This is a genomic window from Brevibacillus parabrevis (assembly GCF_022701015.1).
Classification (GTDB): Bacteria; Bacillota; Bacilli; order Brevibacillales; family Brevibacillaceae; genus Brevibacillus; species Brevibacillus parabrevis.
In genome coordinates this window covers 2,732,659-2,751,191 of sequence record NZ_CP064090.1, presented here as the reverse complement: position 1 = coordinate 2,751,191, position 18,533 = coordinate 2,732,659, and the positions used below count along the sequence as shown (strand labels likewise).

Genomic DNA, 18,533 nt, shown 5'->3' with positions numbered 1-18,533 from the left:
GTGGCTCACCCCTTTTTCTTTCTGCGCAAAAGCCAGCGATTGTCTTCCTCGGCTGGAGCGCCTTCGATGACAAGACGCGCTTCCTCCGCCAGTTGGTATGCTTCCGCGAAAGCGAGCTGTCGGAATGATTGCTCCGCTTTTGTCAGCAGTTCGTTGACATGCCTGTTTTGGCGGCGGTAGCGGTTGGTGTACTGGATAGCTCCTTCCGCCAGCTGGCAAGTCGAAATAATTTGCTCCGCCATTCGCTCTGTCTCTACGACCAGCTCGTGCGCATCCTGAACCAAAATCGCCACTTCCTCCAAATCGTAACGATACTGCTCCATGATCATCTTGATCCGGCCCAAAGTTTGCACGACTTCTTCAAACATGTACTTCAAATGATCGGGAATGCCAGGCAGGTAGCTTCGCTTGATTTGCTGGCGTACACGAACTAATGTACTCGAAATCCGCTCCAGCTCGTCGAGAGCATCGTCCTCTGTCTCGATCAGCAAATAAGCTTGCTCCTGGACTTCCTCTTCATAGACTGGCTGCGGCTCAGCCTGGGTTTTCGGGATCACCAGCTCGTACTCCGTCTCTTCCTCGACGTCACGGCTCGGCTTGGTCGGCGGAGCATGAACCGAAGTCGCTTTTTCCGAGTTGGCAGGCTTCTTGAGTGCTTGCAGCAGCACAGCCCGTTCCGCTTCGCTCAACTGGTCGCGTGTTGCAGTTGCAATCATCGGCGCCGCTTCCGCAAAAGTCTCGTCAGCTTGCTCCTGATCGTACACTGCCGCTTTTGGCGCTTCATGCACGAACTCTTTTGGCTCTGGCTTGTGGATCACAGGCGCATGCTCGTCTTTGCTCGCCTGATTCCATACTTGTGCAGCCTGCTCGATGATCGCTGCCACTTCTGCATCGCTGACTTCGCGTTCTTTGTCAGTCGCAGGGGCATGCTCTCTTCCGGCTGCTTCTTCCTCGCTCTCGCTCCACTCATCTGCAAGCGGCTGCTCCAGAACCTGTGCGGAAGCGGAAGCCGCAGCAGCCTCGTGCTTGGCCATTACTCCTTCTTCAATTCCTTGATAAGTAGCGTCCAGCAACACATCGAAAGCTTTGGAGTGAGTCAAGACCATCTCCAAATTGCCTTCTTCCAGTGCGCTTTTCGCGGACGAAAGCAATTGCTTTGCCTGCAGCAGCGCCTTATCCAGCGCGTCCTGCTTCAAGTCAAAGCCGTCGCGAGTCGCTTGGCTGATTCCGTCCTCCAGCTGCTTGAACTCCTCCGGCATCGCCTTTTTCACGCGATGCACCAACGTCGGGAGTTGCTCCATCGTCTGCCCTACGCGTTCCAGCAGCTGCTGTGCCTTGATCGTCGTATCGTAGGCAGCGATATCGTCGCCTGCCGCCCGCGCCGTTTTCACCAGGCTTCGCATCGTCTCGACCTCATCCAGCGATGCTTTCAGCTCGTGAAACGACAGGCCGTATTCCAAACGCAAATCGGACAAGCGGCGCTCCATCTGCTCCACTTGCTTGCCGATTTCCGGGATGACAACTTTGTTCTCCTGTTTGGTAATCGCGACTTTTGAGGTGTCTTCCTTCAGCTCGTTCAGTTCATCCTCGATCTGGTTCAGCGTCTCGCGCGCTTCATCGAGCATGCCGAGCGCCAGCGAAAACCGGAAGCGGTCGCACGCTTCTTCCGCATCGAGAATCATCATCTCCACATCGGGGATGCGGATGCGCAGCAAGTTTTCCTTTTTGTCTGCCAGGTGGTGATAGCGCACCTCTGTCATTCCGCTGGAGCGGCGCAGCGGCTTTTCCACTTCGATGACATTGATTTTCTCTATCAGCTCATCCTTCCAATCTTCTACGTCGTCGACTAATTTAAAGATCGCGCGGCGACGAATCATGGCGTAGACCAGTCCGATTGACAAAGCCGCAAAGACAGCTCCGATCGCGTAAATCCACCACGGGATGCCGCCAAGTCCGTCTTTTTCCTCCGTCTGTTCCTGTGCTTTCGCATCGGTTGCACCCGCAGGAGCGGCAGCCTGCTTGTCCGAGATGCGGCTCAGTTCCCGGTTTACTTCCCCGATCAAAGTCTGAATGCCGTTCAAATACTGCTTCTGATTGCGGAATGGTTCGTAGTACGACGTCATTTTTTCATGCAGCATTTCCATCGATGCGCCTTTGGCCTGCAAGGCTGGCCCTGCATACATCCCGAGCTGTTCGGTGTTGTAGTCCAGGACGACCATCATGGCGTCATCAGCCAAATTGTAATTGTCAAACAGCTTCTGCGCGTACATGTCAGGGGATTCTGCTTCCGGTGCTGTGCTTTCCACTACGACAACTTTGTAGCTGCCAGGCAGATTTTGCATCGACTTCGCAAAGTTCGCCTTCTCTTCTTTTTTCAAGTAGTTGTCGGCGTCCTGCACAACTTCCTCTTTTTTGTCAGGAAAAGGCGTGGCGTAAGCCGGATTCGTATATAGCAACATGCCTGCCAGACAGAGCAGGAACAGTTTTCGTTTCACTTGTCAAACATCCCCTTAAAAAGTAAATTCATGGGAGAGGGCGCACCTTATGCCGGCAGCAAAATCCCATGCAAAAAACGCATGATGGAATCTTGCAGCCACCTGGCGAACTCCTCGGAAAACGGCTCCAGGTCATAAACCTGCCGAACCATCTGCGGTTGTAAAAACGGATATATCATCTGGCTGCTTACGGCCAGCACTATACGATCAATGGATACGGGCAAAAAATCACCCGCTGCGACTCCGCCTTCCAGCACCCTCGAAAGGCCGTGCTTCCAGCGGCTCATGTAAAGTGTCATCACTTCACGGGCAAGCATCGACTCGACACTCAGTTCCCGATGAATCAGCCTCGTGATCGGCGCGTGTTCCATCTGAAAACGCAAATACAGCTGAATCACCTGTTCAAGTCGTTGAATGGCAGAGACGTGCTCCTGCATCGTTTCCTGCTCCTCCAATAAACGAAACAGCGTCTCGAAGTAGGAAGCGATCAAGGTCTCCAGCACTCCCTGCTTGCCCTGGAAGTGATAAGAAATCAACGCGGAATTTACTTGTGCCTCGGCAGCGATTTGTCTAACGGATGTCCCTTTGTAGCCATACGTGTCAAACAGTTTGGCGGCTGCGGACAAAATACGCATTTTCGTCTGATCCATCGCTGAATTTCATCCCCTTTACACCCCGGCTGTGGCAAAACCGGAAAGCGACCATAGCCAAAAGAGTAGCGGTCGCAGTAGACACTCGATTTTCAACGGACATCTTTTCTATTGTACGGATGATTCGACGCAAAAAGATAGACCTGTTGTAAGTTCGACAAAGTTTTCCACTATTCCTCCTAGGAATAAAGACCGTCTGCGAAAAAAGCGGGGAACAATCCGGCCCGGCTCCTCGCAAACAATAAAGACGGACAACAACCCGAAAGCGTTACTTCTCCGATTGGAAAATTGCACCGTGTACCAGACGGGGGCAACAGGCTTTATTCAGACAGTCAAAGCAGCCGCAAACACCTCGCTTTTGCAGACGTGCGGGCATTTCTGGAAAAAGCTGCCTCACGACTCACAGAAAAAAAGACGCTCCCTTGCCCGCAGACATGGAAGGTGAGCGTCTCTTTCTTCTGCTGCTTATTTGCCGCCTTCTGCCGCAGTTGGCACCGGCTTGGCCCGACCGTAATTTTGCAAATACGTTTCTACCTGGGAGTGCTCTTTTACCCGCTGGTCGTTCAAATCGTATGCGGAGCGAATCGACATCGTCATGTTGGTAGGCAGCATCGTCTTCTTGTTGTAGTAAATCGTGTACTCCGCTTCCACATCCATCTGATCGACCATCGCCTTCACGTCCTGCGCCTGTGCTTGTTTCGCCTGAATCGAGACACCAGCCCCAGGCGCAGCCGCTCTCGTCCAGTTTCCGTCTGACAGCTGCATCGCCAGCTTGACCCTTGGCTTGTGGGAGGCGAAAGGGCCCGCTGCGGACTGAATCCGCGAGCCAGCCCCGGCTTGTTCCTGCATTTGCGCAGCCAGCCATTCTTTCAATTTGAGCGAATCCAGCGTCACACCGATTGCTTCGAGATCGTCCTGCGGATTTTCATCGGGCAGCTGGCGGACGCTTTTTTTCAGCTCGTCCATTTGCTGAAAGCAAAATGGCGGACTCCAGTTGTTCATCTCCTGCCGCAAAGCAACTCCTTCGCCCGGGACAGGCTTCCATTTTTCTTCCTGGCCTTGTTTGGCGTACAGCTCGCTTCCTTCGGAGAGCAGCGACAAAGTCTCCACTCGCTGCTGTTCTGGAACGGAAAACTTCACGTTCATATACACCGCTTCCCCGTCTTTTCGCCCGGAGAAGTTCACCATGTTGGCATTGGCGCTGTTCGCTGTCAAAAGCTTTGTCCTTCCGTAAAACGCGTACGAGTTCTGCGCCGCAAACTGATCGCGCACCTGTTCAAAAGCTGAATGGGGGTCTTGCTTGACGCCCATTTGATTACAGCCTGTCAAAGCGGTGCACGCGATGGTCAAAAGGCACATGGTCCAATACTTGCGCATCTGGTTCCTCCCTCGGCTACCCCGGATTATGCCACTTCCAGGTGGTTGCAGGGTAATTGTCCCTTTTATCGTTTCCGGGGAGGAATAGGCTTATTCTGCTTGTTTCGCCAATGCCAGGAATCCGTCAGGCTACAGGTGATAGTACAAGACCCCGTCTTGTTCGCGCACCTCGATCTGATGCAAGATCATCAGCAAATCGATATGCCCGAGCGTCTCGGAAAGCGTCAGCGGCAGCTCTTTTTCATAAATAGCCGGAAACAGCAGCGTCGTCAGTTCATACGCTGTCAATTCCTTGTCAGCAAGCAGGCTGCGCAATGTGTCGGTCCGGCTCCAGTTTTTTTGCAGGCGAGAGGAAATCAGCTCGCGGTGGTTCCGGACGATCTCGCCATGACCCGCCAGCACCTGCTCGATCTCCATGTCCGCGCACATCTGCAAAGCCGTCCGGTACTGAACGAGTGTCAGCGGACGCGCACCCGAACGATCCCGCGGTGGCTCAATAAAGGCATTGGACGAAATATGTCCGATAATGTGATCTCCGCCGATCATCGTGCGATCCCGCTCCCGGTACAAGGACAGATGGCTCTGGCTGTGCCCCGGCGTGTAGAGAACCTGCCATTCCGGAAGATGCGGCACTTGTTGTTCATGCTTGAGCTTCAAGTCAATCTGGCTTGGCTCGGAAAAAGTCGTCATCAATTTGTGGAACTTCTCGATGATAATCAGCTTGTCGCTTGGCACGCCGCTTTTTTTGTACAGCTGCAAAAAGAACTGATCGTGAAAATCCATGAACTCCGCATCCAGCTCGACGTACGGCGCTGCCTGCGGATGCGCCAGTGTCAACGCCCCTGACTTTTGCCTCACTTTTTCCAATTGGCCGCAATGGTCAACGTGATGATGGGTCAGCACGATCTGCTCAATCTCTTCCACAGAGACGCCAGCCGCTTGCAGCCCTTCTGTGAGCGCCTGCCATGCCTCGTCTGTCTTCGGCCCCACATCGATCAAGGTCAGCTTCTCGCCTTTTACCAGATAGACGTTGACCGCTCCGACATTGAAGGGAGTCGGGATTTCCAGACAGTAAATATCCGGCGTGATTTGTGTCGCCTTGGTGTGCCATTCACGCATGTCCATTGCCAATTCCTCCATCTACCTCTCAAGTTTGTCCGATTTTTTTCCGAAAAAGAGAAAAGAGCCATTTATTTGGCTCTAGGCGAGAACAACTTGGTTTCGACCAGAATTTTTCGCTTCGTACAACGCGATATCTGCTTGATGGAATAAGGCTTCGACGCTCAGATTCACATCCAGCTCCCGGTTCCATTTGGCCAGACCGCACGAGATGGTCACGCGCGGAGAAGTTTCCTGCTCCACACATTCCCTGATGCGCTCGGCAACAGAGTGGGCGGTCGCTTTGTCAACGCGCGGCAGGTAAACCGCAAGCTCCTCCCCGCCCCAACGCGCAGCGATATCGCTGTCTCTGATGCTGTGGCGAATGAGGTCGGACACCTGGATCAGCACTTCGTCGCCTACCTGGTGACCAAACGTATCGTTAACCGTCTTAAAATAGTCGATATCAATCAAAATCAACGAGCCGTAGCTGTCTTTTTCAAGCGAAGCCCTGACTCGCTCATTCAAATACCGCCTGGTGAAAAGTCCCGTCAAGTTGTCGGTAATGACCATCCGTTCCATCTCATTGTGCAAAACGGCATTGGTCATGGCAAGACTTGCGTGTTGGCCAAAAATTTCGAGCAGCTTGTAGTCGTCAAAACTAAAAAAATGATAGCGGGAATCTGCGACTAAAAGCACTCCGCTAATCTCACCCTCAACGACGAGCGGAACTCCCATGAGCGAGCAGCAGGAAAACAGCGAAAATGGCAGCGGACCTGTCCCTGGCTGAGCCAAAAGCAGCGTTTGCTTGCTCTGCATGATTTGCTGAAACGGCTTTTCCAATGCGTTGACGACTGTGCCGTTAAAGGCGGGAACAGATGAAGAGAGGACGTCGAATTTGTCTTCCCCTGGCTGTTTGCGGAGAATCGCACAAAACTCCGCATCAAAGGTCGCCTGCATCATTTCTGTGACAAAATCTAGAATTTCCTTTAAATCAAGACTTTTATTAAGCTGTCGCGCCATTTCATTAATGAGACGCAGTTCACGAATGAGATTGCGCGATTGCTGATACAGTTGGGCGTTCTCGAACGCAGTGCCCGCTGTATCTGCCAAAATGGAAATGTAGTCCTTCTCGTGCTGGCTCAACGAAATCGGCTGTTCCGAAGTCACCTGCAAAACGCCGTAGATGCCTTGCTTGCCGAGGAGCGGAGCGGCAATGACAGTCACCCGCTGATCGCCTTCTCCCACTTCTTCCGCGATCAAGCGCCCTTCCAGGTACGCTTTTGTGCTGGTGGACGGCTCCACTTCCTGGAATGACAGCTGCTTGACGGGCGTAGTGGCATTCGGCTCTACCGTCAGGAACAGCTCGACGGAGAAATACGGGTACAAGCTGGGAATGCTGGTGACGATTTCGTGCAAAACGTCATTGACATCAATCGACGCCTGGATTTTGGACATGAGCTGGTACAACAAATCTTTTTTGCTGGCTTCACGGCGCAAATCGTCGGACATGATCGCCCGCCAGAGAGCGCAGCTCGACTTTTCCGCCACCTCCTGCAAAAAGGCGATATCCCGCACATCGTAGACGCAATCCTTTTCCTCGGGCGGCAGGTGCATAAACAGCGCATAGAGCGGGATGTCATTGAGGCTCACCGGAACGACGATTACCCGGTGATCGTCGAGAACCGAAGACGTCACAGGCGTATTGCCTACCCGCGAGACCAGCTGGTGGATGTGAGCCTGCCCGGGTTCAGCTTCTTGCGTGGTGACGATCTCCTGGGGAATCAGCACCCCGTCCTCGGACAGCTTCACTGCCGAGCAATGACCCTTGGAAATGATGTGACTGATTTGTCTCGTCAAGCTGCCGAGCAAATCCCGCGCGGTGTCATGCAGGGTCAAATCCGTGACAATCTGGCCGGTGGCGTGCTGGATGTACGCATCGTATCCCATGCGGATGAGCGGCTCCAGTCCGCGCATGTAAGCACGCAGATCGAAATCGATCTCTCGCTGTGGAATGAGCATGCCAATGACAGCCCGCACGCTCCCGTCCAGCTCCTTCAGCGGAAAAGCTCCGCAGACCAGCGTGTTCTCTCTCTTCGTCTTGACGACAATCTCTTTCGTGCTCAACGCTTCCGATACATAATCGCAGACTTCTTGTGTCTGCATGTAATGGCGTGCAGCGTCGGACAGAGAGCTTCCAGATTGACTATCATGCATGTCCATGAAGTTGATTATGCGGCCCCCGGAATCTGTCAAGAAAAGGATGCCTGGGCGCTTTTCCGGCCAAGATTGTAAGATAAAATGGGCCGTGTAGGAAAAGACCGTCTCTAACTTCCCCAACATTTTACTTGACACGAGAAACTCCCTCTCTCAGCATTTTCTCAAGCTTCCAAATGGTCAGTATCATTTACCTGGAGCACTTCCCACCTGCGATCGACGTAGCGGAAAACGGATATCCCGGTGTTGTCGATCCGCGTGATGCCAGTTCCTTGCTCCCCTGCTGTTACGTAATGCAAAAAGCTGTTGATCAGGCCGCCATGAGAAACCACGACAATCGCTTCATTCGGATGCTTCGCTGCCAGCTCGCTGAGAGCAGCAACCGCGCGCCGCTGCATGTCTTCGAAAGTTTCAATTCCACACGAAGCCTCATCCTGACTCTCAAAACGCTCGCGGATTTCCTCGTAGGTGAGCCCCTCCCATTGTCCGTAGCAGCGCTCCCGCAAAGTCGGATGCGCCCCGACGGAAAACGAGAAGTTTTCCGCTATTTTTGCTGCCGTGTCACGTGCCCGGCTTAAATCACTGGAATAAACTGCGTGAATCGTCTCGCTTCGGAACCTTCCGGCTACCAGCTCGGCCTGCCGCATGCCCAGCTCGTTCAAAGCGATGTCGCTGTGTCCTTGAATACGCCGAATCTGATTCCACTTTGTCTCTCCATGACGAACGAGGTACATGATGGTTTCCAAAACGCAATAGCCCCTTTTCTGTGGAAACCGCCCTGCATCGCCTGCCAAGCACAAAACAGAGCGGGGTTATTTTCAAAACATGCAGATGACCCGTTGCGGTCATTGGAACAGTCGAAACTGTCTTTTTCAATTGTAGGATGGATAGTACTACTTATTATATAAGATGGTTGTTCACAATTCTAGTTTCATCCGTTAACATTTGGTACAAAATTCCTATGTTTCTTGCTTTTTCGCAAATGCGCTCTCTTTTTTCTCGTTTCCAGATGAAACGATTCCACTCTTCCTCTCGTCAGAGGTTGTAAAGCAAATGATATTAACATCGTGGGGGGAATTTTCATGAAGCCTTGGATAATTCGATCCAGCTCATTCGTATTGACAGCAAGCCTGCTGCTTCCCGCAGCACAAGCATATGCCCAAACACCTGCAGCCGCTACAGGCAAAATAGTCGCTGCCAATCCAGCTGACAGCACTCTGCTGGCGGCGGCAAGCAAAGTAAAGCTGTCCAAAGAAGCGGCGCTTACTCTTGCGGCAAAAGTGGTTCCGACCAGCGGGCTCACACTGACAAACGTGTCGTTTCGCTCCTCTGACAGCTGGCGCGCCTTCCCGGAGTGGTCGTTCAGCTGGACAAAAAAGGACTCGAAAAATGAGCAAACGCTTCTGTCGTACAGCGTCAGCATCCATGCCAACACTGGCGAGTTGACCTCTTACTCCTATTACGATCAAAGCAGCAGCAACCTGCCTTACGCCAAAAGAGTGTCCTATGAAGATGCCCGCACTGCCGCCGAGCAGTTTTTGAAAAAGCACAATCCGGGCAAGGCTGCCGAAACTCGCCTCTACCTGCGCGAGACGCCGGAGCAAAAAACGCCGCTCAATGCCGATGCTTCCTATACATTCCGCTTTGTCCGCGTGGTGGATGATGTTTTGTTCCCGGATAACGGAGCAGACATCACAGTAAACGGCTCAGGGGTCGTCAATCAATTCTCCTTGTCGTGGAACGAGGTGAAATTCGAAAAGCCTGACCAGGCGATTTCTTTGGAGGAAGCGGAAAAGCTTTTCCAGGAACAGGCAGACCCGCAGCTTGCTTACCTTTTGCCCTGGAATCGTTCCGGTTCTGAAAAAAACAGCGTCTCACTCGCCTATAACAATCCGTTTGCTTTCTACATCGACGCCAAAAGCGGCAAAGCATTGAACACTTCATCCCTCACTCCCCGCAGCGAGTTGAAGGAGCCTGTCGCCGTCAGCAGCAAACCGCTCTCTCCGCGCCGCTCCGGCGGGGTACTGAGCCAGGACGAAGCGGGCAAGTGGGCGGAAAAGACGTTTGACCTCGCCAATTACGAGCTTCGTTCCGCCAACTACAACGAAAGAGATTACCAGGCCAACCGCGCGATCTGGAATCTTGAATACGCCCAAAAAGGCAAGGAAGGCGACGGCTACGTATTTGTCTCATTCGACGCCGTAACAGGAGACATCTATTCGTACAGCAAAGATCGGCCTGTGCGAAAAGACGGGGAAAAATCCGGAAAGACTGCCGATGCGAAAAAGCTGACGGAAGCGGCAATGGAAACCGTGCGCAAGTGGACGCCGACTTCAGCACACCAGTTGTTTTTGCTTGATCGTGGCGAGAGTGAAGCAGAAGTAGAACCGTATAACTCCGACCGCTTCCGCATCTCGTTTGAACGCTATATCGACGGTGTCGCCGCAGCCAGCGGTTCTGCCTACCTTACGTACGACTCGGAAACAGGCGAACTTTTGTCCTACAACGCTGATTTCGGCGGCGAAACTTATCCGACGAAAGTACCAAAGCACTTGTCTGCGGAAGAAGCTGTCCAGTCTTGGTGGAAAGAATCGGAGGCAGAAGCGGTTTATGCCCTTGAACCGCTCAGCGAGGAAGACAACAAGAAAGTGCAGAATCAGCCTTCCTACATTCCGAAACGAACTGCGAAGCTTGTTTATCGCGTGACCGCAACGCCGTTCGAGCAGCCTTACTACCTCGATGCGACGTCAGGCGAGTGGCACTCGACTGCATCTGGAAAAGCGATCAACCTGCATCGCCAGGCACCGCTTGATCTCAAAGATCATCCCGCTGAAAAGGAACTGCTTTTGATGTACGAATACGACGCCCTCTCTCTGGAAGATGGCAAAATTTTGCCGCAAAAACCGATCACTCGCGGCGAAATGATCGAAATGTTGATGATCAGCCTGAACCAGGGCCAGCAATACCCGGTGTACTCCGCCGAAAGAAAGGCGACTTACAGCGACGTGGCAAACGGCTCCCGCTTCTTCTCCGCTGTCGAAGGTGCTGTAGACCGCGGCCTTTTGGACAAAAACGCGTCTGCCCTGAATCCTGATCAAGCGATTACGCGCGATGAATTGGCCGACATGATCGTTCGGGCGCTTGGCTACAACAAGCTGACCGACTACCCTGGCATGTTCCAGTCGTCGTTCACGGATATCGCAAACGCCAAGCACCGTGCTTCGATTATTATCGCGACGGCCATGGGCATCGTGCCTGCGGAAAAGACGACGTTTGCGCCACAAGCAGCCGTATCGCGTGCGGATGCGGCCATTACGTTCACACGCTTTTTGGAAAAACGCGGAACCCCGGAGTCTCTGTCAGCTGCCCTCCGCGACTAATAAGACTTTTGCGCCATCGCTCTTATAGGATGGCGCATGTCTTTTCGCATGTCTTTTCGCATGTCTTTTCGCATGTCTTTTCGCATGTCTTTTCGCATGTCTTTTCGCATGTCTTTTCGCTTGACTTCCCCACACCTCGCCTAGTATGATTAAGTGTATGTGTACAGGGTAGCATTGATTGTAGGTAAAAACGGAAGGATACACCTTCTTAGTTCCCTCCCTTTACAGACTGCGGCTGAATATCTGTGAGGAGCACGATGCGGAAACGCTACCGTCCGAAGTTCGTGTAGATAAAGTAGGAACTAACCTGCCGGAAGTAAACACCTACGAATCCAATTTAAAGGAGACTGAATACATGTCACGTTACACAGGACCTCGCCACAAACTGGCTCGTCGTCTGGGCATCTCCCTCGACGGTACAGGAAAAGACATCAAGCGCAACTTCCCTCCGGGCCAACACGGTCACAACAACCGTCGTAAACTGTCCGAGTACGGAATCCAGTTGCAAGAAAAGCAAAAACTGCGCCACATGTTTGGCCTTAACGAAAAACAATTCCGCCGCACTTTCGACCAAGCTAGCAAAATGGCTGGCGTAGTCGGTGAAAACTTCATGAAATTGCTGGAATCCCGCCTGGACAACCTGGTATACCGCATGGGCTTCGCTCCAACTCGTCCTGCTGCTCGTCAGCTGGTAAACCATGGCCACTTCCTGGTAAACGGCAAAAAAGTGAACATCCCATCTTACCGTGTTCAACCGGGTGATGTGATTTCCATCCGCGAAAAGTCCCGTGGTCTGCAACTGATCAAGGACTCTTTGGAAGCTCGCAACTTCCTGCCAAACTACGTAACATTCAACGATGCTGCTGCTGAAGGTACTTACACTCGTCTCCCAGACCGTGAAGAAATGCCTTCCGAAATCAACGAAGTTCTGATCGTTGAGTTCTACAGCCGTTAATCGTCTGGACATAAAAAGAGCAGTGCCGCCCGTCGGCCTGCTCTTTTTTCTATGATCTGCCCTCTTTCGCTCCTCGTCCATCCGTTGCAGAAAATCACCCCGAATAGTAGATGGCCATGCTCACGCGGACCAGCTCCGCTCCTTCGTTGCGATAGCTGTGCGGCCTGTCTGCCTTGAAGCGAAGCGCCAGCCCGCAACGTATACATCTCTCCTTTGATCTCGACTGCCAGCTCCCCGGAAAAAACCGTCAAAAACTCTTCCGTTCCCTCCTGATGAGCACCAGAGCCTAACGAGCCTCCCCCTTCGATTTCAACAGCCCCTCTTTCGATCTGCCCGATCATCCGCCGCTCAACTCCGCTCGTTTCTCCCGAGAAACAAGCGCGGCTTTCACATCACCATGGCTGTGCTCCTGGTGGCAAGCTCGATCCTGCTTCTCGTATAAATCTAAACCGCGTTCGGCCATAAACAGGCAAAACGCAACACTTTTTGACAGATTCAGACGATGCACGGAACTTCTCTGTAGACGCTATCATCGCTTCTACCCTCATGGTTCCTCGTATGGTATAATTAGGGGGTATGCTAGGGGGTCGTAGACTATGTCGAATAACCACACATCTTCCTCTGAACCGTCGAAAAAAAAGCGACGCCGTAGCCGTGGCAGAATAATATGGATCATCGTACAGATGGTGTTTCTGCTTGGGCTTATGGGGGCAGCTGTCGCCGGAGGAATCGTGACAGGTTATGTTGCCGCACTCGTGAAAGACGAGCCAGTGCGCAGCAAGGAGGAACTGGAGGACAAAATTTTCACCAATTATCTGACTGGATTCGCCTACTACAACGACGGCTCTCTCATCGGCCAATTGCGGGCTGAAGAAGGCGATCGGCGCTTGGTGAAAAAGGCAGACGTTTCTCCTTATTTGATCAATGCCATCATCGCAACAGAAGACAAAACCTACTACCAACATTCCGGCGTTTCCCTTCAATCCACAATGCGTGGAGCGATCCAGGAATTCACCAACCAACCTGTCGTGACAGGCGGTAGTACGATTACGCAGCAGCTCGTAAAAAATACGATCCTCTCCGCTGAAGTGAGCCACACCCGAAAAGCGCGGGAAATCTTCAGTGCCATCCGGATCGAGCGCATGTTTTCCAAAGATCAGATTTTGGAAGCCTACATGAACGAAATTTACTTCGGGAAAAACGCCAACGGCTCCAACGTCTACGGTGTACAGGCTGCCGCCAAAGGGATTTTTGGCAAAGATGTGAAGGAACTGAATCTCAGCGAAGGCTCTTACCTCGCTGGCATGATTCAAAATCCTGGCGCGTACTCTCCATTTCGCGCCGAAAGCTATCAGCGCGGCAAGGAGCGCCAGAAAATGGTGCTGGACCGCATGATGGAAAATGGCTACATTACCCAGGCCCAGTACGATGGTGCGCTCAAGGCCGACCTGAAAGCGCAGCTGGCCAAGCCTGCCCAGCAAGCGTACCGCGAAGTTCCGTTCCTGATGATGGAGATCGAGGATCGGGCCGCCCGTCAGCTGGTCGATGCTGATCTCGCGGAAAAAGGGCGCGACAAGTCCACCATCGGACGCAACGAATACCGTCAACTGGTCGAGGACAAGCGCCGCGACATTTTGCGCAAAGGCTACAAGGTCCACACCACGATTGACAAAAATGTCTACAATATTATGCAAGCTGTTGCGACCGATCCGAAAAACTTCGGAAAAAACCGCACCTACACGATTCGCCGCTCCAACGGCAAGACGGAGAAAATCGAGAACGCGCTGGAAGAAGTCGGAGCCATGCTCATCCATAATAAAACGGGCGCGATTCTCGGGATGATCGGCGGACGCGATTTTAAAGTGGAGCAGACAAACCACGCGACTGTGCCGCGCCAGCCTGGTTCGGCCATGAAGCCGCTGGCAGCCTACGCTCCTGCCTTTGAACTGGGGCTTTTGCAGCCAGCTTCGCCAATCGATGACGCACCCGTGCTGCTCGCAGACGGCCAAAACGGCTCTCACCTGCCGAAAAACTGGAACAACAAATGGCAAGGAATCATGAGTGCACGTGAAGCGCTGCGAATGTCCTGGAATATTCCCGCGATCAAGACGTACTTGAAGGTCGGGATTCCTACCGCACTCGAATACGTCAAAAAAATGGGGATCACCACGCTGGTCGATGCAGACAACCACGCTGCAACAGGCGTAATCGGCGGACTTACATACGGGACGACGGCGGAGGAAATGACCAATGCCTACGCGACGTTCGCTAACCACGGCTCCTTTGTGGATGCATACCTCATCGACAGAATCGAAGACAGTCAGGGCAAGGTAGTCTATCGTCACGAGGCTCAGCCTGTTCAAGTCTACAGCGAGCAAACCGCTTACCTGATCACAGACATGATGCGCTCGGTCGTAAACGCGGGAACAGGTACCCACATTCGCAAATTTGTACCGCGCAAAGTCGATGTGGCAGGCAAAACCGGGACAACCAACAACAGCAACGACCTCTGGTTCGTCGGCTACACGCCGGAGTTGTCCATGGGTGTCTGGGTCGGATTTGACGAGCCTTACCCGATGCCGGATGCGGACAAATACGTGCCAATGGTTGTCTGGGGCAAGGTCATGAAAGAAATCATGGACAAGCACCCGAACTTGTCTCCCCCTGACGCAACCTTTAAAAAGCCGGCAGGGATTGTCAGCGCAACAGTCGATTCCAAATCCGGATTGCTGCCAAGCGAGCTGTCCAAGCAGGCAGGACATGTGATTACCGACTTGTTCAACCGCCGCTTCGTTCCGACGAAGGTGGACGATTCCCACCAAAAGGCTAGATTGATCACGTACAACGGGGAACGTTATCTGGCGAAGGAAGGCACTCCGGACGATTTTGTCACCGAAGGCATTTTCTACCGCTCGCCTGATCCGCTTCCTTCCAAGGAACAGATTCAAGCCAAAAACAGCAAAGTGGCAAGTCAGCCGCCTGACTGGGAGCAGCGTCTCCCGGACAAGGAAGACCCGCGCACAGAGGTTGGCGGAGCGCCGTCAGCGCCAAGCGGAGTGACCGCAAGCGGCTCTGGCAAACAGATTTCGCTCTCCTGGCAGTCTGGCAAGGAAGCCGATCTCGTCGGATACCGCATCTACCGCGCCGATCCGCAAAACGGCTTTGTCAAAGTCGCAACAGTGAAAGATCCGGCCGAACTGACCTTCGCCGATTCGGCATCAGGCAGCGGTGATCTGGGCTACTATGTCACAGCAGTCGATATCGCCGGAAACGAGTCCTCCCCTTCTGCTATCGCTTCTGTCGGCTCGTCCTCCCATACGTGGGAGCTGCCGGGCACAGACACGGGAACGCAGCCGGGTGACACGACGACTCCACCGACAGATAACGGCAGCGGCAATAACAGCGGCAACAATCAAACGAATCCAGGCGAGCAAGGGGCGGGAGACGACACAAACGGCAATTCGAATCCAAACCCGAATACGCCTTCCGCTTCACCTCCTTCCGCTCCGAAATCGCTGTCGCTCAAGGCAAGCGGCAACAACGTGAAGCTGTCCTGGAAAGGCAACAGTTCCACAGAGCAGGTCATTGCCTACAACGTGTATTTCAGCCCGGATGCGGCAAGCGGCTATTTGCTGCTCGACACCGTATCGGCAACGAGCTACACGCACGCAACAAACGTTCCGAACGGCAGTTACTACATCACCGCCGTCAACAGTTACGGAGAATCGCCACATTCAAACAACGTAACGGCAACCACCACAGAATAGACTAGGAAGAAGAATCAGCAGAGATGGTCGCAATCGCCATCTCTCTTTTTCTACAAGCAAAGGGGGGGAACTGATGGAACACGTCAAACGCTATCATTCTGCGAGCATGATCGTGAACGGAAAAGAGCTTCTCATCGAGGGACCGGTTACGGGGAGGCATTTGGCTGACCTGCGCTTTGATGAAGGGCTGAAGGCATTCCGCATCCCGGAGCAGCAACACGAAGCTCTGATCGAAATTGCCGATCTGCCGGAAGGACGCATTATTTTGGCGCGGGAAGGCGACCTCGTTCTCGGCTATGTCACCTTCCTCCATCCCGATCCGCTGGAGCGCTGGTCCATGGCCAAGCTGCCCGACCTGCTTGAGCTTGGCGCCATCGAGATCAGTGACAAAGTTCGCGCGGGCGGCGTAGCCAAGAAGCTCCTTGAAGTATCTTTTGCGGACGACGCGATGGAAGACTACGTGATTATCACGACCGAGTACTACTGGCATTGGGATCTGAAAGGTACAGGGCTTGATGTCTGGCAGTACAGAAAGGTCATGGAAAAAGTAATGGGCAGCGTCGGACTTACCTGGATGGCGACAGACGATCCGGAAATATGCTCTCATCCCGCCAACTGTCTGATGGCCAAAATCGGAAAACGAGTTCCTGCTGAAACGGTTGTCGCTTTTGATGCCATGCGTTTTCAGAATCGCTTTCTTTATTAGTCTGGACATCTTTTTCAAAGGATGCAAGGAGGCCATCACTCATGCGCGTAGAAGATATCATGCGAAAAAACGTCGTTACCACCCAACCAGCTACCACGATCGGAGAAGCCCTCTTGCTGCTTCGAGCCAACCGAATCAGGCACTTGCCTGTTCTGGATGACGATAAGCTGGTGGGCATCGTCTCGGACCGCGATCTGCGCGATGCCCTCCCCTCCCGCTTGCTTACCCACGACGATGACGATACCGTGCTGCACAAGCCTGTTGCCGATATCATGCAAAAACAGGTCATCACTGCTCACCCGCTTGATTTCATCGAAGATGCCGCCCTCCAGATTTATGAGCACAAGATCGGTTCCTTGCCGATTGTGGAAGGAAACCGCCTCGTCGGGATGATTACGGAATCCGATCTGTTTTCCAGCCTGATCGAGCTGTTCGGGGTCAACAAGCCCAGCTCGCACATCGAAGTAGAAGTGGATGATCGCGTCGGGATGCTGGCTGAGGTCAGCCAGATTTTCCGCGAAGCACAAGTGAATGTCACCAGTGTCATCGTGTTTCCAGGAAAAAATCCCGGCAAAAAGAATCTGGTCTTCCGCGTCCAGACGATTGACCCGCGCGTCGTGACACAATTGCTGCTCCAAAGAGGATTTTCTGTCGTCGGACCGACGGATGGGGGGGTAATTTTGTGAGCCGGAACGCTCGTCTGATCTACTCCCCCGACTACACCACGTATTACTTTAACGATGACCACCCTTTTAACCAACGCCGTCTGCTCCTCATGCACGATCTGATGAGCAGCTACGGCCTACTCGCTGAGTCAGACATCATTGCCCCGCGCATGGCAACCGACGAAGAGCTTGCTCTCGTTCATGACGCACGCTACATCCAGTTCGTCCGCGATCAGGGCCATAGCGAAAAAGAGCTGCCCCAGGCAGCGAGCTACGGTCTTGGCACGGAGGACGTCCCCTGTTTTCAGAACATGCACGAATCGGCTGCCCTCATTGTCGGAGGGACGTTGAACGCCGTCGATGCTGTCATGAAGGGACAAGCAGAGCACGCCTTCAATCCTGCTGGCGGCCTGCATCACGCGTTTCGCGGGAGAGCCTCGGGCTTTTGCATTTACAACGATTGCTCCGTCGCCATCGCCTATTTGCGCAAACATTGGAACGCACGCGTCATGTACATCGACACCGACGCGCATCATGGAGATGGCGTACAATGGGCGTTTTACGATGACCCGAACGTCTTGACTGTCTCCATTCACGAGACGGGAAAATACTTGTTTCCGGGAACGGGGAATCTCTCGGAACGCGGGGATGGAAGCGGTTACGGATTTTCGGTCAATGTGCCGCTCGATGCGTTCACAGAGGACGACTCCTTTCTGGAAGTGTACGGCGAGCTAGTGTCCAAGCTGGCAAGAGGCTTCAAGCCGGACGTGATTTTGACCCAAAACGGCTGTGATGCCCATACGTTTGATCCACTCACGCACCTTTCCTGCTCGATGCGCATTTATCAAGATATCCCAAGGCTCGCCCACCGCCTCGCTCACGAGCTGTGCGATGGCCGCTGGATCGCGGTCGGCGGCGGCGGCTACGACATTTGGCGAGTGGTGCCGCGGGCATGGACGCTTGTGTGGAGCGAGATGAGCGATCAGCCACTGGAAGATGGCGACCTGCCTTCTGGCTGGCTCAAGCGCTGGCAGCCGCAGACGGACTTGCCGCTGCCAACCCGACTGTTTGACGAACCGTTTCCCGCTATCCCCCGCCGGGCAGAGATTACGGAAAAAAACCGGATCACGCTGGAGCGCGCCATGATGTACGCGCCTACGGAAGCAAGCAAATAGCAGATGACATTTGCGAAAAAACATACGAAAAAGCGGGGAGATCGCGCA

At 53.4% G+C, this 18,533-nt stretch carries 12 protein-coding genes and 1 pseudogene; 6 read left to right on the top strand and 7 right to left on the bottom strand.

Annotated features, from left to right (window positions below):
• Positions 1–5 precede the first annotated feature (5 nt).
• The 6 genes from IRJ17_RS12970 to IRJ17_RS12945 all read right to left on the bottom strand — a co-directional run bounded on the left by IRJ17_RS12970 (position 6) and on the right by IRJ17_RS12945 (position 8,583).
• A complete protein-coding gene (locus IRJ17_RS12970) occupies positions 6–2,495 on the bottom strand; it encodes a septation ring formation regulator EzrA (protein ID WP_173599881.1) in 2,490 nt (829 codons plus the stop codon).
• Between the two features lie 47 nt (positions 2,496–2,542).
• Positions 2,543–3,145, bottom strand: a complete 603-nt coding sequence (refZ, locus tag IRJ17_RS12965; protein ID WP_063228134.1) for a forespore capture DNA-binding protein RefZ — start codon at positions 3,143–3,145, stop codon at positions 2,543–2,545.
• Between the two features lie 465 nt (positions 3,146–3,610).
• The gene (locus tag IRJ17_RS12960; protein WP_173598216.1) at positions 3,611–4,522 is read right to left on the bottom strand and encodes a DUF6612 family protein; all 912 of its coding nucleotides are present in this window, start codon (positions 4,520–4,522) and stop codon (positions 3,611–3,613) included.
• A 129-nt stretch (positions 4,523–4,651) separates the two neighbouring features.
• Positions 4,652–5,647, bottom strand: coding sequence for an MBL fold metallo-hydrolase (locus IRJ17_RS12955; protein WP_242774954.1), 996 nt, complete (start codon positions 5,645–5,647; stop codon positions 4,652–4,654).
• 75 nt (positions 5,648–5,722) lie between these two features.
• Positions 5,723–7,963: a sensor domain-containing diguanylate cyclase gene (locus IRJ17_RS12950; RefSeq protein ID WP_122964023.1), complete on the bottom strand. Its 2,241-nt coding sequence runs from the start codon at positions 7,961–7,963 to the stop codon at positions 5,723–5,725.
• Positions 7,964–8,001: 38 nt separating this feature from the next.
• Positions 8,002–8,583, bottom strand: coding sequence for a histidine phosphatase family protein (locus tag IRJ17_RS12945; RefSeq protein ID WP_122964022.1), 582 nt, complete (start codon positions 8,581–8,583; stop codon positions 8,002–8,004).
• 336 nt (positions 8,584–8,919) lie between these two features.
• On the opposite strand from IRJ17_RS12945, the gene IRJ17_RS12940 reads away from it, so the two are divergent.
• Positions 8,920–11,217, top strand: coding sequence for an S-layer homology domain-containing protein (locus IRJ17_RS12940; protein ID WP_242774952.1), 2,298 nt, complete (start codon positions 8,920–8,922; stop codon positions 11,215–11,217).
• Between the two features lie 355 nt (positions 11,218–11,572).
• Complete coding sequence (gene rpsD / locus IRJ17_RS12935; RefSeq protein ID WP_063228128.1) at positions 11,573–12,172, top strand: 30S ribosomal protein S4; 600 nt, start codon at positions 11,573–11,575, stop codon at positions 12,170–12,172.
• A 94-nt stretch (positions 12,173–12,266) separates the two neighbouring features.
• Here rpsD and IRJ17_RS12930 read toward each other — a convergent pair.
• Positions 12,267–12,486: pseudogene (locus IRJ17_RS12930) on the bottom strand (cupin domain-containing protein); the annotation flags it as partial.
• Positions 12,487–12,768: 282 nt separating this feature from the next.
• On the opposite strand from IRJ17_RS12930, the gene IRJ17_RS12925 reads away from it, so the two are divergent.
• From IRJ17_RS12925 to IRJ17_RS12910, 4 genes are all read left to right on the top strand, one after another.
• Entirely contained in the window at positions 12,769–15,939 is a 3,171-nt protein-coding gene (locus IRJ17_RS12925; protein WP_242774950.1) for a penicillin-binding protein 1A, read from the top strand.
• Between the two features lie 73 nt (positions 15,940–16,012).
• Positions 16,013–16,645, top strand: a complete 633-nt coding sequence (locus IRJ17_RS12920) for a hypothetical protein (protein ID WP_063228124.1) — start codon at positions 16,013–16,015, stop codon at positions 16,643–16,645.
• A 41-nt stretch (positions 16,646–16,686) separates the two neighbouring features.
• Positions 16,687–17,331, top strand: a complete 645-nt coding sequence (locus IRJ17_RS12915; RefSeq protein WP_122964019.1) for a CBS and ACT domain-containing protein — start codon at positions 16,687–16,689, stop codon at positions 17,329–17,331.
• The gene (locus IRJ17_RS12910; protein WP_173599883.1) at positions 17,328–18,485 is read left to right on the top strand and encodes an acetoin utilization protein AcuC; all 1,158 of its coding nucleotides are present in this window, start codon (positions 17,328–17,330) and stop codon (positions 18,483–18,485) included. Before IRJ17_RS12915 ends, IRJ17_RS12910 begins: the two co-directional genes overlap by 4 nt.
• Positions 18,486–18,533 lie beyond the last annotated feature (48 nt).

Excerpts from the sequence above, each read along its gene's own strand:
- IRJ17_RS12925 (WP_242774950.1), top strand. The coding sequence starts at position 12,769 with ATGTCGAATAACCACACATCTTCCTCTGAACCGTCGAAAAAAAAGCGA.
- rpsD (WP_063228128.1), top strand. The coding sequence starts at position 11,573 with ATGTCACGTTACACAGGACCTCGCCACAAACTGGCTCGTCGTCTGGGC.
- IRJ17_RS12920 (WP_063228124.1), top strand. The coding sequence starts at position 16,013 with ATGGAACACGTCAAACGCTATCATTCTGCGAGCATGATCGTGAACGGA.
- IRJ17_RS12915 (WP_122964019.1), top strand. The coding sequence starts at position 16,687 with ATGCGCGTAGAAGATATCATGCGAAAAAACGTCGTTACCACCCAACCA.
- IRJ17_RS12950 (WP_122964023.1), bottom strand. The coding sequence starts at position 7,963 with ATGTTGGGGAAGTTAGAGACGGTCTTTTCCTACACGGCCCATTTTATC.
- refZ (WP_063228134.1), bottom strand. The coding sequence starts at position 3,145 with ATGGATCAGACGAAAATGCGTATTTTGTCCGCAGCCGCCAAACTGTTT.
- IRJ17_RS12955 (WP_242774954.1), bottom strand. The coding sequence starts at position 5,647 with ATGGACATGCGTGAATGGCACACCAAGGCGACACAAATCACGCCGGAT.
- IRJ17_RS12960 (WP_173598216.1), bottom strand. The coding sequence starts at position 4,522 with ATGCGCAAGTATTGGACCATGTGCCTTTTGACCATCGCGTGCACCGCT.
- IRJ17_RS12940 (WP_242774952.1), top strand. The coding sequence starts at position 8,920 with ATGAAGCCTTGGATAATTCGATCCAGCTCATTCGTATTGACAGCAAGC.